This window comes from Formosa sp. F44 (assembly GCF_056238645.1).
In genome coordinates this window covers 272822-289144 of the sequence record NZ_JBWDLJ010000001.1, presented here as the reverse complement: position 1 = coordinate 289144, position 16323 = coordinate 272822, and the positions used below count along the sequence as shown (strand labels likewise).

Sequence of the window (16323 nt, the reverse complement as noted above, 5' to 3'; positions counted from 1 at the left end):
CAAATTATAAAAATGAAAGATAAAACAATCGACTATGTACTAAGAACCACATGGTTAGCTGTTAACAAAATGTATAACGAACAAGGCGCTAAATACGAAAGCACTATGGCTACAGGATTCGCATTACTTAGCATAGATCCCGAGAAAGGAACTCCGTCAACCTCTTTGGGACCTAAAATGGGCATGGAGGCCACAAGTTTATCTAGAATTATTAAAAATCTAGAAAACCAAGGCCTTATCGAACGTAAACCAAATCCTAAAGATGGTCGTGGTGTATTAATTTACCTAACCGAATTCGGAAAACAAAAACGAGAAATTTCAAAAGATCATGTTCTCATTTTCAACGAAGCTGTAAGACAAAACATTGCAGCCGAAAAAATTGACCATTTTTACGAAGTTGCAGAAGTGATCAACGATTTAATTTCAAACAAAAAAATATATTAACGAAAGCCTATTTAATAAAATGAGCACACGTAGAATAAAAAAAGTAGCAGTAATTGGATCTGGAATTATGGGAAGCGGTATCGCTTGTCATTTTGCCAATATTGGTGTAGATGTACTTTTACTCGATATTGTTCCAAGAGAACTAAACGCTACCGAAAAAGCAAAAGGATTAACATTAGAAGATAAAGCCGTAAGAAACAGATTGGTTAACGATTCGCTTTCTGCCGCTTTAAAATCGAAACCCTCTCCTATTTACCATCAAAAATTTGCTAGTCGTATTACGACAGGAAATATGGAAGATGATATCGCTAAAGTAAAAGATGTCGATTGGATTATAGAAGTTGTAATTGAACGATTAGACATAAAAAAACAAGTCTTCGAGAATCTAGAAAAACATAGAACTCCAGGTACTTTAATTACGTCTAATACCTCTGGAATTCCTATTCACTTTATGAGTGAAGGCCGATCGGAAGACTTTCAGAAACACTTCTGTGGAACCCACTTTTTTAATCCCGCTAGATATTTAAAATTATTCGAAATTATTCCTGGACCAAAAACGGATCTTAAAGTATTGGATTTTTTAAACGGATATGGCGAACAGTTTTTAGGAAAAACCTCGGTTGTTGCTAAAGACACACCTGCATTTATTGGAAACCGTGTCGGAATTTTCAGTATAATGAGTTTATTCCATACGGTTAAGGATATGGATTTAACCATTGAAGAAGTCGACAAATTAACGGGACCAGTAATTGGTCGTCCAAAATCTGCTACCTTCCGTACCGTAGATGTTGTCGGGTTAGACACTCTAGTTCACGTCGCTAATGGTTTATATGAAAATGTTCCAAAAGACGAGCGTCATGACCTATTTAAATTGCCAGATTTCATTAGTAAAATGATGGAAAACAAATGGCTGGGAAGTAAAACAAAGCAAGGTTTCTACAAATTAGAGCGTCATAAAGATGGTTCTAAGGATATTTTATCTCTTGACTTAAACACTTTAGAATATCGTCCGAATAAAAAAGCAAATTTTGCAACTTTAGAATTAACGAAAACGATTGATAAGGTTATAGATCGCTTTAAAGTCTTGGTTAAAGGAAAAGATAAAGCTGGAGACTTTTACAGAAAGAATTTCGCTTCCTTATTTGCCTACGCCTCTAATCGAATTCCAGAAATTACAAACGAGTTATACAAGATTGATGATGCGATGAAAGCTGGTTTTGGTTGGGAACACGGACCGTTTCAAATTTGGGATGCTATTGGCGTTGAAAAAGGTATAGATATTATGAAAGCCGAAGGATTCGAACCTGCAGCTTGGGTTAACGATATGTTAGCTTCCGGTGTTACCTCTTTTTATACTGTAAAAGAAGGCGCCTCATATTTTTACTATATTCCTTCTAAGAAACAAGAAAAAGTCCCTGGACAAGATGCCTTTATCATCTTAAATAATATACGTAAATCAAACGAAGTCTTTAAAAATTCTGGTGTTGTTGTAGAAGATTTAGGCGATGGTATTTTGAATTGCGAATTTCAATCGAAAATGAATACCATTGGTGGCGATGTTCTAGCCGGAATTAATAAAGCTATCGATTTAGCCGAAAAAGATTTCCAAGGATTAGTGATCGGAAATCAAGGCGCAAATTTCTCTGTTGGAGCCAACATTGGAATGATTTTTATGATGGCCGCCGAGCAAGAATACGACGAACTTAATATGGCTATTAAATATTTCCAAGATACTATGATGCGTATGCGCTACTCGTCTATCCCAACAATATCTGCACCTCATGGCATGGCACTTGGTGGAGGATGCGAATTATCGCTTCATGCCGATAAAGTCGTTGCAGCCGCAGAAACCTACATGGGACTTGTAGAATTTGGAGTTGGTGTAATCCCTGGTGGTGGTGGTTCTAAAGAAATGGCTTTAAGAGCGCAAGACACCTTCCAAAAAGGCGATGTAGAACTCAATACACTACAAGAATATTTCTTAACCATCGGTATGGCAAAAGTATCTACTTCTGCTTACGAAGCTTTTGATTTAGGTTTACTTCAACATGGAAAAGATGTCGTAGTAGTAAATAGAGACCGACAAATTGCAACAGCAAAAGCACATGCCAAACTTATGGCTGAAGCAGGTTATACCCAACCTATAAAAAGAACCGATATTAAGGTGTTAGGGAAACAAGCTTTAGGTATGTTTTTAGTGGGAACAGATTCTATGGAAGCTAGCCGCTTTATTAGTCCGCATGACCAAAAAATAGCCAACAAATTGGCTTATGTTATGGCCGGGGGAGACTTATCAGAACCGACTTTAGTTAATGAACAATATTTATTAGACTTAGAGCGTGAAGCTTTCTTAAGCTTATGTACAGAGCGTAAAACTTTAGAACGTATTCAGCATATGTTAAAAACAGGAAAACCACTTAGAAACTAGTGGTGCCTTACCCCTTAATGGGGAACAGAAAAATGAGTTCAATATTATTTGAACCTAGTAAAAGATAAGAATAACACATAAAATCCTATTTACCCCTAATAGGCATTCCCCCTCGGGGGCTAGGGGTCTAATATGAAACAAGCATATATAGTAAAAGCATATAGAACAGCAGTTGGAAAAGCACATAAAGGTGTATTCCGATTTAAAAGAACAGATGAGTTGGCCGCAGAAACCATCAAACATATGATGAACGAATTGCCAACATTAGATCCAAAACGCATAGACGATGTTATGGTTGGTAATGCCATGCCAGAAGGTTCTCAAGGACTTAATATGGCTCGTTTAATCTCACTTATGGGATTAGATATTGTAGACGTACCTGGAGTGACGGTAAATCGTTTTTGCTCCTCTGGAATCGAAACTATTGGAATGGCGACAGCCAAAATTCGCGCTGGTATGGCCGATTGTATTATTGCGGGTGGTGCAGAAAGTATGAGTGCCGTTCCGATGACTGGCTTTAAACCAGAACTAAATTACGACATTGTAAAATCTGGGCACGAAGATTATTACTGGGGCATGGGAAACACAGCCGAAGCAGTGGCCACGCAATTTAAAGTCTCTCGAGAAGATCAAGATGAGTTTGCTTACAATTCGCACATGAAGGCCTTAAGAGCACAAGCAGAGAATCGTTTTCAAGATCAGATTGTTCCAATTACTATCGACGAAACTTATATCGATGCTAACGGAAAAAAAGCAACGAAATCATATTCTGTAACCAAAGATGAAGGTCCAAGAGCTGGAACAACTATAGAAGCATTATCTAAACTTAAAGCAGTATTTGCCACTGGTGGTAGTGTAACCGCTGGAAATTCATCCCAAACCAGTGATGGTGCAGCTTTTGTTATGGTAATGAGTGAAGATATGGTAAAAGAATTGGGGCTAGAACCTATAGCGCGCTTAGTAAATTATGCGGCTGCCGGTGTCGAGCCTAGAATTATGGGAATTGGTCCTGTAAAAGCCATTCCGAAAGCGCTTAAACAGGCTGGTTTAAAACAAGACGACTTGAGCTTAATAGAGTTAAATGAAGCATTTGCTTCGCAATCTATTGCTGTAATTCGCGAATTAGATCTAAACTCAGATATCGTGAACGTCAACGGAGGCGCCATTGCTTTAGGTCACCCGCTAGGATGTACAGGAGCAAAACTTTCTGTGCAGTTATTTGACGAAATGCGTAAGCAAAACATGCAAGGAAAATACGGAGCGGTTACCATGTGTGTTGGTACAGGACAAGGTGCGTGTGGAATTTTTGAGTTCCTTAATTAATTCCTTCAATTCTGAATGTAATGGGCAACATCGGAATGTAAAAATTGAAGATAAAAACACCTAGCTTTTGCTTTTGGATTTAAATAAGAAACTATTACGTAGACTTTCCGTAATATAAAACATGTACTATTTAACCATACGGATGGTAACATGAGTTTTTTCTTCAATTTGAATTGGAGGCTAACGTAAAAATAAATTTGAAGTAGGTCGTTTCAAGCCCAAGAGAAGAACAAGTATCGATAAAGGAATGGAGTTATAACTCAGATTAAAAATGCCATCCTTGAGACAATAAAATAAACAAACAACTATAAACATGGAAACTAAACAAAAAGATATAATTAGAGGAGGGCAATTTCTTATTAAAGAAACCCTTAGTGAAGATATATTTACTCCTGAGGATTTTTCTGAGGAGCAAAAAATGATGAAAGAAGCGGTTATCGAATTCAACGACCGTGAAATAATTCCGCATAAAGCAAGATTCGAAGCGAAGGATTACGCACTAACGGAAGAAGTTATGCGTAAAGCGGCAGAACTTGGTTTTCTTGGAGTTTCAGTTCCTGAAGAATATGGCGGGCTCGGAATGGGCTTTGTATCGACCATGTTAACTTGCGATTACATCTCTAGCGGAACAGGCTCTTTTAGTACCGCTTTTGGTGCTCATACAGGAATTGGGACGATGCCAATTACGCTTTATGGGACAGAAGAACAAAAGCAAAAATACGTTCCAAAATTAGCAACAGGAGAATGGTTTGGAGCTTATGCGTTAACAGAACCGGGTGCTGGTAGTGATGCTAATTCGGGAAAAACAACAGCTAAGATTTCGGATGATGGCAAATCGTATGTGATTAACGGACAAAAAATGTGGATATCGAATGCCGGCTTTTGTAGCCTGATGATTGTATTTGCACGTATTGAAGACGATAAAAACATTACGGGATTCATCGTAGAATACGACAAAGACAGTCCGAACGGTATAACTTTAGGAGAAGAAGAACACAAGTTAGGAATTCGTGCTTCTTCTACAAGGCAAGTATTTTTTAACGACACAGTAGTACCTGCAGAAAATATGCTAGCAGGTCGTGGCGAAGGTTTTAAAATTGCCATGAACGCTTTAAATATCGGTCGTATTAAACTTGCTGCGGCGTGTTTAGATTCGCAACGTCGTATTGTTTCAACGGCTGTTCAATACGCTAATGAGCGTAAACAATTTAAAACCCCAATTTCGGATTTTGGAGCGATAAAGGTAAAACTTGCCGAAATGGCAACCAATGCTTATGTAGGCGAATCTGCATCCTACAGAGCTGCAAAAAATATTGAAGACCGTATTGCTATGCGTCAAGCAACAGGAAATACACATCAAGAAGCAGAATTAAAAGGTGTTGAAGAGTATGCTATAGAATGTTCAATCTTAAAAGTTGCCGTATCGGAAGATGTACAACATTGTGCAGATGAAGGTATTCAGATTTTTGGAGGAATGGGTTTTTCAGAAGACACGCCTATGGAAGCGGCTTGGAGAGATGCGCGTATCGCTAGAATTTACGAAGGTACTAACGAAATTAACCGTATGCTTTGCGTAGGAATGTTAGTTAAGAAAGCCATGAAAGGCCATGTCGATTTATTAGGTCCAGCCATGAAAGTTCAAGAAGACCTTATGGGCATTCCGTCTTTTGATACTCCAGATTTTTCTGAATTACTTTCGGAAGAGAAATCGATGATAGCCAAACTTAAAAAAGCATTTTTAATGGTGGCAGGAGCTGCCGTTCAAAAATTTGGTCCTGCTTTAGAAGAACATCAACAATTACTAATGGCTGCTTCGGATATTTTAATTGAGATTTACATGGCAGAATCGGCTATTTTAAGAACTGAAAAGAATGCTAAACGTTTTGGAGAAGAATCTCAGAAAGAGCAAATCGCCATGTCTAAATTGTATTTATATCAGGCTGTTGATATTGTAGAGAAAAAAGGAAAGGAAAGTATCATTTCGTTTGCTGAAGGCGATGAACAGCGCATGATGCTTATGGGACTTAAACGCTTTACAAAATATGTAAACTACCCAGATATTGTAGATTTAAGAAACGAAATCGCAGAAAAGGTAAAATCAGAAAACAAATATTGTTTCTAAAAATAATGCATGACTAATTCAAATTTATTTTAACTAAAAAGGCCAATTCTTTATCAGAATTGGCCTTTTATTTATTTTACTTTTTTCAAATTCGACTCTTATAGCGAATCACTTTCATCGACATTGTCTCTCATACATTCCATAACTTTTTCTTCTTCCGTTACGTTCGATAAGTTAATAGCCGTTTCAATTAATGCCAAGTGAGAATATGCTTGCGGGAAGTTCCCCAACAATCTCTTTGTCTCAAAATCGATATCTTCACTAAATAAACCTAAGTGATTACTATACGATAATAACTGATCGAAAAGCGCTTTTGCCTTCTGCTCCTCTCCTATCTTGTATAAACTATTTATAAACCAGAACGTACAAATGGTAAACGATGACGATGGCAATCCAAAATCATCTTTGTTTTTATAACGATACAATAATCCATCGTTACTTAAATCACGCTCAATACCCTTTACCGTACTCACATACTTCGGATCTTTAGCATCTATAAAACCGTATGGCTCCATTAATAACACAGAAGCATCTAAATCGTCTGAACCGTAAGATTGCGTAAATGCTTGCACCTTTTCGTTCCAAGCATTCGTCATGATATCTGCTTTAATTTCTTGCTCTAAAGGAATCCATTTTTTAAGCTTTCTCGTTTTGCCTAATATTTCGGCAACCTTAATCGCTTTATCTATAGCAACCCAGCATAATACTTTAGAAAACGTAAAATGACGTTCTTCTGTTCTAAATTCCCAAATGCCCTTATCTGCTTCCTTCCAGTGTTTATTCACGACCCAAACAATACCTTTTGTAATAGTCCAGATTTCTTCACCGTTTTCAATGTCTGTTTTAAAATTGACTAGTTGTTGGTGAATAACATCCATTAAAATACCATAGATATCGTTCTGTCTTTGCTCGTAAGCGGCATTTCCAACACGTACCGGTTTAGACCCTTTATAACCGCTTAAATGATCTAAGGTTTCTTCGGTTAATTTTTTCTCTTTGTTAATACCATACATAATCTGAAGTTTTTCATCTTTATCCGGTATTAAATCGATAATAAAATTTAAATAACGTTTTGCAATATTTTTATGTCCTAAATGCGATACCACTTTTACTACCATTGAGGCATCTCGAATCCAACAAAAACGATAATCCCAATTACGCACTTCGCCTATAGTCTCTGGTAAAGATGTTGTAGCCGCGGCTAATACAGCACCCGACTTATCGTAGGTTAATAATTTTAATGTTATTGCACTTCGATTAATCTCATTGGTATATCGCTCATAAGCAGGCGTTTTATCCATCCAGTTTAACCAATACACTTTGGTACGTTCAAACTCGATATACGCTTTTTGAACATCAGGCTTAAATATTTTCTCGTTATAACCAATTAAGAAGTAAGCATCCTCAGTTAGTTCTATTTCTTTAGCATTTACAACAGCATCTTTATCTAAATCGGTGTATAAAAACAGCGTATCGAATTTTTCCTTATCGGTTAAACTTACAATAAAGTCATCTTTTATGTAAGTGTTTGTTTCACCAAGGGCATATTCCAATTTAGGAGCATAATCTACAGTGAATTTTGGGCGTCCTGATTTATATTTTAAAAATCGGATAATTTCTGGTGGCGATTGATAACCTCCAAAAGTTTTATGATACCTAGGCATAAAGTCCAAAATATCGAAAGCATCGACTCCATTGCTAAATGAAGTGACCAAAATAGCTGTATTGTTAAGATATTTTTGTGTAATAGTGTAGCTGTCGTCTACGGAAAATCCGAATTGCCCTCCAATTTTTTCGTCTAAAAGCTTGGCAAAAACAGAACTTGAATCAAATTCTGGTAAACAACACCAATCTATAGATCCTGTTTTTGAAATGAGAGCAGCACTTCGGCAATTTCCTATAATTCCATAATCTAAATTATTCATTAAATTTTATATTTTATATGGTTAGCAACCTATTTTTCTTTAAATTAACGAAAAACTTATTGCTAATCAAAATTCAACCCCATGAATAAGACTATTATAGTCTCAAACAGACTCCCTTTACAAGTAAAATTAGAAGATTCGAAGCTGGAAATTAAACCAAGTATTGGTGGTTTAGCGACAGGAATGAAATCTGTACATGCCGAAGGCAATGGCATTTGGATAGGTTGGTCAGGATTAACTGAAGAAGAACTTACTCCGAAATTACAAAAAGAAATAAAAAAAGAGGTCTCTAAAGAAAAATGTGTCACAGTACCTCTAACTACCGAAGATGTCGATAATTTTTACCTCGGCTTTAGTAATAAAACCCTTTGGCCTCTATTCCATTATTTTATGGAATATACGTCTTTCGAACACGAAGAGTGGGAATCTTACAAAGCCGTAAATCAAAAATTTGCCGATGTTGTTCTCGAAAATGTAAATGATGGTGATACCGTTTGGGTACACGATTATCAGCTCTTGTTACTACCAAAATTAATTCGAGACAAAAAACCGAATATTTCTATTGGTTTCTTTTTGCATATTCCATTTCCGTCTTTCGAAATTTTCAGAACCTTCCCTTGGCGTGAAGAGTTATTAGAAGGTATGCTTGGTGCCGATTTACTCGGGTTCCACACGTACGATTACGAACGTCATTTCTTAAGTTCTATAAAACGTATCTTAAGACTAGATGTTAATTTTAATAATATCGATTATCACGATCGCACCATTAAAGTAGATTCGTTCCCAATGGGAATCGACTACAACAAATTCTATAATGCCGCTTTAGTAAACAATACGCAGCAGAAAAAGGAACGTTCGGAGCTACAGCGCCGATTAGATGAACACATAAAATCAGATTCAGACGCTAAAATTATACTGTCTATAGACAGATTGGATTACACTAAAGGAATTCCTAAACGATTAAGAGCTTTCGAATATTTTTTAACTAAATATCCTGAATATAAGGAAAAGGTTAGACTAATATTATTAGCTGTGCCTTCGCGTTCTAACGTACCTCAATATCAGAAACTAAAGCGTGAAACTGATGAATTAGTTGGACGAATTAATGGAAAATTCTCTACTGTAAGTTGGACTCCAGTGTGGTATTTTTACCGCTCTATGCCGTTTGAAAACTTAATCGATTTATACACCACTTCAGATATCGCTTTAATTACGCCTATCCGAGACGGAATGAATTTAGTCGCTAAAGAATATATAGCCACACGTACCAATCAGGATGGAGTACTAATATTGAGTGAAATGACGGGAGCTTCAAAAGAAATGAATGAAGCATTACTAATAAATCCTAATAATTTCGACCAGATAGCAGATACGATTAAGCAGGCCATAGAAATGCCTATTGAAGAACAGCAAAATCGAATTAAAATTCTTCAAAACCGATTAGAACGTTACAGTGTAGAAAAATGGGCTGAAGAATTTTTAAAGGCTTTAGACTTAACTAAAGATCAAGACGAAGTTTATATTTCTAAACGCTTAACACCTTCATTAAAAAAAGACATAGCAGAAGCCTACGGTGAAGCGAATAAGAAACTATTATTATTAGATTTCGATGGCACCTTAGTTGGTTTTAAAGACAACCCAAAAGATTGCAGACCAGACGCAGAATTATTTAAGTTATTAGATAAAATAAATGCCAATGAAGGCGTAAAACTTGTAATAATTAGTGGAAGAGATCGTGAAACTTTTGAAGATTGGTTCGCTGGAAAAGATTACACTTTAATTACCGATCACGGAGTTTGGCTTAAAGAAAAGGATCAAGATTGGACCATGTTAGAACATCTAAAAAACGATTGGATGGAAAATATTCTTCCAGTTTTAGAAACATTTGTAGACAGAACGCCAGGAACATTTATTGAAAAGAAAAAATATTCTTTAGCTTGGCACTATAGAAAAACAGATCCTGAATTAGCGCAAGTAAGATCTACAGAACTTAATACTGTATTAAACAGTTTAATTGAGAACCACGGTCTTACCGTTTTAAAAGGAAATAAAGTTACCGAAATAAAAAGTAGTAATGTAAATAAAGGTAGAGCAGCCGCACGTTTATTAACTCAAGATAATTTCGATTTTATGTTCGCTATCGGAGACGATTGGACAGACGAATATATGTTTGAAGAACTACCTGATTCGGCTTATACCGTAAAAGTAGGATTTAAGAAAACAAGTGCGAAATACCATATCAAAAACACAGAAGAAGTTCGCGAATTATTAAAGAGTTTTGCTTAATATTAAACTTTATAACAGAACTACTATGACCTGTCGATTATATTTATGCCTATTACTGTGTTGTAGTAGTATGATGTTAGCATCTGCACAAAACCATCAATTAATTTACAATATTATTGATTCCGTTTCTGCAGACCGTATTAAAGCAGACGTTAAAACGCTTACCGAATTTGGTACACGTAACACGTTTAGTGATACCATATCCAATACAAGAGGGATAGGAGCTGCAAGGCGTTGGATTAAGAATGAATTCGATTCGATCTCCAACACTTGCAACTCTTGTCTTAATGTATTTTATCAGAAAGATTTTGTAACCAAAAAAGGAAACGCCAGAGTCCCGCATGATACTTGGGTGGTAAATGTTGTGGCCATTCAAAAAGGGACAACTTACCCAAACCGTTATATTATAATGACGGGAGATATAGATTCTCGAGCCAGTAATACAATGGATTTTAAAACCGATGCCCCAGGTGCAAATGATAATGCTTCGGGCATGTCTGGAACTATAGAAGCCGCCCGCGTTTTATCGAACTATAAATTTGAAAATAGTATCGTGTATTTAGGTTTATCGGGAGAAGAACAAGGCTTATTTGGTGGTGCTGGATTTGCAGCTTATGCTAAGGCTAATAATTGGGATATTATTGGAGTATTTAATAACGATATGATTGGTAACATTAAAGGTGTAGATGGCGTGATAGATAATAGGTCTTTCCGCATATTCTCCGAACCCGTTCCACAAACGGAAACAGAACAGGAACGTAAATCACGTCGTTTTTATGGAGGTGAAGTCGATGGTATATCTCGGCAGTTAGCGCGTTATATACATAAGACCACAAAAACGTATATGCCAGAAATGAATCCGATGATGATTTATAGATTAGATCGTTTTGGAAGAGGCGGCCATCACCGTCCGTTTAACGACTTAGGCTATGCCGGAGTTCGGATTATGGAGGCTCACGAAAATTACACCCAACAACATCAAGATATTCGCACAGAAAATGGTATCGCATATGGCGACACTTTTGAGCACGTGAATTTTGATTACGCAAAAAAATTAACTGCAGTAAATGCTATTAATTTAGCCGCTTTAGCTTCGGCCGCTCCTGCCCCATCAACGGTAGCGATTGGTGGTATTGTTCAAGCTTCAGCTCGATTAAAATGGAATGCAGTTAAAGGCGCTGTGGGTTATAAAATGTATTGGAGAGATACCACGTCCCCAACTTGGGATTATAGCCGAACTGTAGGCAATGTTACAGCATTTACTTTAGAAGGTATTGTTATTGATAATTTTTATTTTGGCGTATCTTCAATCAATAAAAACGGATTTGAAAGTCCGGTCGTTTTTCCCAATAGTATTATAAAAAATTAAATTATTTAAATTTTGAAAAAATTCAACTTAGTATTTCTTACTTTTTTATGTTTAGCCACTTCGGCGTATAGCCAAATGTTGTCTAACAAAACCGTTTTCACACATCAAGATACACTCCGTGGAAGCATAACTCCCGAACGTGCTTGGTGGGATTTAACGTATTATCATTTAAACATTGAAGTATTACCTGAAACTAAATTTATTTCAGGTAAAAACACAATTCAGTACACCGTTTTGGAACCTGCAAATGTGTTACAAATCGATTTACAGGTGCCACTAAAAATTACAAAAGTAACTCAAGATGGTAAAGATTTAAACGTAATACATGAGGGAAATGCTCATTTTATAACCCTAACAAAACCACAAGCAAAAGGCGCTTCTAATAGTATAGACGTGTATTACGAAGGTCACCCGAAAGAAGCTGTTAGAGCTCCATGGGATGGTGGTTTCTCTTGGAAAAAAGATGATAATGGTAAACATTTTATTGCCACATCTAATCAAGGTTTAGGAGCTAGCGTATGGTGGCCTTGTAAAGATCACATGTACGACGAGGTAGATAGTATGGATATTAGCGTTACTACCCCAAAAGGGTATATGGACGTTTCTAACGGAAAATTAACAAACACAAAAACCTTAGACGATGGGAGAAAGATTTTTACCTGGTCGGTTAAAAATCCAATTAATAATTATGGTGTAAATGTTAATATTGCTGACTATGTTCATTTTTCTGAAGTGTATCCTGGTGAAAAAGGACCATTAGACATGGATTACTATGTATTGAGAGATAATCTTGAAAAAGCTAAAAAACAATTTAAAGATGCGCCAAGAATGATGAAGGCTTTCGAACATTGGTTTGGACCTTATCCTTTTTACGAAGATGGGTTTAAATTGGTTGAAGTACCTTATCCAGGCATGGAACATCAAAGTTCTGTAACTTATGGAAATAAGTTTGAAAATGGTTATAACGGACGAGATGTATCTGGTTCTGGTTGGGGATTAAAATTCGACTTTATAATTATTCACGAATCTGGTCACGAATGGTTTGCTAATAATATTACATATAAGGACATTGCAGATATGTGGATTCATGAAAGCTTTACAGCCTATTCTGAAAATCTGTTTGTAGATTATCATTACGGTAAAGAAGCTTCTGCAGCATACGTAATTGGCACACGTGCTTCCATTAAAAATACAAAACCTATTATTGGAACTTACAATGTAAATAGCGAAGGTTCTGGAGATATGTATACTAAAGGAGCAAACATGCTACATACATTGAGACAATTGGTTGGCGACGATGAGAAATGGAGACAAATTTTACGTGGCCTTAATAAAACGTTTTATCACCAAACGGTAACCACTAAACAAATTGAAGATTACCTAAGTCAAGAAACTGGTATCGATTTAACAGCATTTTTCAATCAGTATTTAAGAGATATTCGTATTCCAACTTTAGAATATAAGTTTAAAGATGGTTCCTTAAATTACCGTTGGACTGATATTGTTAATGGTTTCGATATGCCTATTCAAGTCACCATAGATGATAAACCGCAATGGATTACGCCTACAGAGGCTTGGAAAACGATACCTGTTAAAAATAAAGCCTTAGACGTAGATAAAGACTTTTATGTTAATTCTAAAATGCTATAATTTGAATTAACTTATTTCGAAGCATAAAAAAAACGCCATCTTTAAAAGATGGCGTTTTTAGATTTAATAAATCTAAAGTCCCTTAATAAAACTTCCATAAGGATCTTTAAACTGAATACCTTCTGTGTATCTAAATTTGCTTAATTTATTATACTGAACTAAGCCCCAAAGCACAAATTCCATAATAAAATAGCGTTCACTTTCTGCTAAATTAGGCTGATATTTAGTCAGTAATGCGTGTAAAGGCTCAATAGCATCTAAAGTATCTTTATAGTTTTTTTCTGTCAAGTCGTCTAACAATTCAAAACCATCTGCACTATTAAAGAACCAAGATACTAGATCGTCGTAAGGCAATTCGTCTTCTTGCTTTTCTAATTTTTCAATTTTTGGAAAATATTTTGGAAACAAGGTTTGCACCGCATCGCCGATTAAATTAAAAGCGACTACCGAAGCACCTTCTTGTTCCCCCTCGTAAACCAATTCTACTTTTCCGGTAATTGCAGGAATAATACCCACAAAATCACTTAAGCGGATGGTTGTTTTATCGTCGCCTGCAATAAGCGCTCTACGTTCGGCCGTGCTCACTAAATTTTCTAAAGCTGTAATTCCTAAACGTGCACTTACTCCACTTTTTGCATCTATAAACTCGTTATCTCGTGCTTCAAAAACAATTTGTTCTAGAATGTCTTTCGCTAATTCTGGAATAGTGACCATCCCAGTTTGGTTTGCGTTTAATTTAGCTTCTTGTTGCGTAATTTTTTTAGCCGTTTCTAAATCTACTGGATAATGCGTAATTATCTGTGAGCCAATTCTATCTTTTAAAGGAGTTACAATACTACCTCGATTGGTATAATCTTCTGGATTGGCCGTAAATACAAATTGTAAATCTAAAGGTAATCGCAATTTAAATCCGCGAATTTGGATATCGCCTTCCTGAAGAATATTAAATAAAGCCACCTGAATTCGGGCCTGCAAATCTGGTATTTCGTTAATTACAAAAATACAGCGATTGGCTCTAGGTATCATACCATAATGTATAACACGATCGTCGGCATAACTGAGTTTTAAATGTGCGGCTTTAATAGGATCTACATCTCCAATTAAATCGGCTACTGTAACATCTGGTGTCGCTAATTTTTCTGCAAAGCGCTCACTTCTTGGCATCCAAGTTATAGGTGTATTATCTCCTTTCTCTTCAATTAATTCTGTGGCATATCTCGAAATTGGCTGTAACGGATCGTCATTAATTTCCGAACCTTCTACCACAGAAATATAATCGTCTAATAAATTTACCATTAATCGTGCTAAACGCGTTTTTGCTTGTCCGCGTAATCCTAATAAATTAATATTATGCCGTGATAAGATGGCGCGTTCTAATTCCGGAACAACGGTATTTTCGTAACCGTGAACGCCTTCAAAAACAACTTCGTCATTCTTTAATTTTGTAATTAAATTATCGCGCAATTCATCTTTAATCGATTTACTCTTATATCCTGAGGCCTTTAAGGCTCCTAATGTTTTTATATGTTCAATTTTCATTCTTATAGATTTTAGTATTAGCCCAGTAGTTTTGGGTTTACTCTAAAGTTTAAAATTTGTTATGGTAGTATTTAGACTCTTTTTTATCCTTTAATTCGTTTTTTACGATTGGTTTCATAATCTTCAAAAATCATTTCGCCCAGACCTTTTAGTCCTGTATAAAATGCTTTTCCTTGATTCGCTTTTGTAAACTCTTGAACAAACTGCGTTAAATATGGATCTTTTGCAATCATAAACGTGGTAATAGGAATATGCAATCGCCTAGCCTGTTGGGCCGAATCGTAACATTTATTCACAATAAAATCGTCTAAGCCCATACTGTTTTTATAGTATTGTCCGTCGGGCATTCTCAAACAACTTGGTTTCCCGTCTGTAATCATAAAAATTTGCTTGTTTGTATGTCGCTTTCTACGCAATACATCCATAGCCAATTGCAATCCTGCCACCGTATTGGTATGGTACGGGCCAACTGTTAAATAAGGTAAATCTTTAATTTTAATAAGCCAAGCATCATTCCCAAAAACCAAAATATCTAAGGTATCTTTTGGGTAGCGTGTAGTAATTAATTCGGCCAATGCCATCGCAACTTTTTTAGCAGGCGTAATCCGATCTTCGCCATAGAGAATCATACTATGGCTAATATCTATCATAAGCACCGTACTCATTTGCGATTTATGAAGCGTTTCTTCGACAACCAAATCCTCTTCGGTTAAATTAAAACTTCCGATACCGTGATTAATTTGTGCATTTTTTAAACTTTCGGTAATAGAGACCTTATCTAAAGCATCCCCAAATTGGTATCCTCTAAATTCTCCCGTATGCTCATCGCCTGTTCCTAGAGATTTACTTTTATGGTTACCAGAGCCATTGCGTTTAAGTTTACCAAAGATATGGTTTAAGGCTTGTTGTCTAATGGCGCGCTCTGTTTTTGCAGTAATAGTTGTACCACCATTCCCTTTACCATCGCTATCGTCTTTTATATAACCTCTTTTTTTAAGGTCTTCAATAAAATCATCAATAGTATATTCGGCAGTGGTAAGTTTATATTCTTTATCTAAGTCTCGCAACCAACTAATAGCTTCGTCGAAATCGCCAGAAGTATGCGTAATGAGTTCTTTAAATATTTCAAAAAGTGTATCGAATGGCGATTGATTTTTCGCTTCGTAAACCTGAAATACAAACCCTTTTTTGTGAATTGTTTTTTTCATAGCATTATAAAAATACTAATTTACTCACA

General features: G+C 36.1%; 10 protein-coding genes. 7 read left to right on the top strand and 3 right to left on the bottom strand.

Annotated features, from left to right (window positions below):
• Window positions 1-12: 12 nt before the first annotated feature.
• The 4 genes from AC0UBM_RS01200 (at window position 13) to AC0UBM_RS01185 (ending at window position 6317) form a co-directional block, all read left to right on the top strand.
• On the top strand, window positions 13-444 hold the full coding sequence (locus AC0UBM_RS01200; protein ID WP_475687309.1) for a MarR family winged helix-turn-helix transcriptional regulator: 432 nt from the start codon (window positions 13-15) through the stop codon (window positions 442-444).
• A gap of 19 nt (window positions 445-463) precedes the next feature.
• Window positions 464-2872, top strand: a complete 2409-nt coding sequence (locus tag AC0UBM_RS01195) for a 3-hydroxyacyl-CoA dehydrogenase NAD-binding domain-containing protein (protein ID WP_475687308.1) — start codon at window positions 464-466, stop codon at window positions 2870-2872.
• A 132-nt stretch (window positions 2873-3004) separates the two neighbouring features.
• Entirely contained in the window at window positions 3005-4195 is a 1191-nt protein-coding gene (locus AC0UBM_RS01190) for an acetyl-CoA C-acyltransferase (protein ID WP_414034954.1), read from the top strand.
• A gap of 313 nt (window positions 4196-4508) precedes the next feature.
• Window positions 4509-6317, top strand: a complete 1809-nt coding sequence (locus AC0UBM_RS01185; RefSeq protein ID WP_475687307.1) for an acyl-CoA dehydrogenase family protein — start codon at window positions 4509-4511, stop codon at window positions 6315-6317.
• A 98-nt stretch (window positions 6318-6415) separates the two neighbouring features.
• Here the strand turns inward: AC0UBM_RS01185 and AC0UBM_RS01180 are convergent, their stop codons facing one another.
• On the bottom strand, window positions 6416-8242 hold the full coding sequence (locus AC0UBM_RS01180) for a glycoside hydrolase family 15 protein (protein ID WP_475687306.1): 1827 nt from the start codon (window positions 8240-8242) through the stop codon (window positions 6416-6418).
• A gap of 81 nt (window positions 8243-8323) precedes the next feature.
• Here AC0UBM_RS01180 and AC0UBM_RS01175 point away from each other — a divergent pair, with 81 nt between their 5' ends.
• From AC0UBM_RS01175 to AC0UBM_RS01165, 3 genes are all read left to right on the top strand, one after another.
• Window positions 8324-10528, top strand: coding sequence for a bifunctional alpha,alpha-trehalose-phosphate synthase (UDP-forming)/trehalose-phosphatase (locus AC0UBM_RS01175; protein WP_414034957.1), 2205 nt, complete (start codon window positions 8324-8326; stop codon window positions 10526-10528).
• Window positions 10529-10598: 70 nt separating this feature from the next.
• A complete protein-coding gene (locus AC0UBM_RS01170; protein ID WP_475687305.1) occupies window positions 10599-11897 on the top strand; it encodes a M28 family peptidase in 1299 nt (432 codons plus the stop codon).
• 12 nt (window positions 11898-11909) lie between these two features.
• A complete protein-coding gene (locus tag AC0UBM_RS01165) occupies window positions 11910-13547 on the top strand; it encodes a M1 family metallopeptidase (protein WP_475687304.1) in 1638 nt (545 codons plus the stop codon).
• Between the two features lie 72 nt (window positions 13548-13619).
• On the opposite strand, the gene AC0UBM_RS01160 is transcribed toward AC0UBM_RS01165, so the two are convergent.
• A complete protein-coding gene (locus AC0UBM_RS01160) occupies window positions 13620-15086 on the bottom strand; it encodes a sigma 54-interacting transcriptional regulator (protein WP_475687303.1) in 1467 nt (488 codons plus the stop codon).
• A gap of 83 nt (window positions 15087-15169) precedes the next feature.
• Entirely contained in the window at window positions 15170-16294 is a 1125-nt protein-coding gene (locus AC0UBM_RS01155) for a vWA domain-containing protein (protein WP_414034961.1), read from the bottom strand.
• Window positions 16295-16323 lie beyond the last annotated feature (29 nt).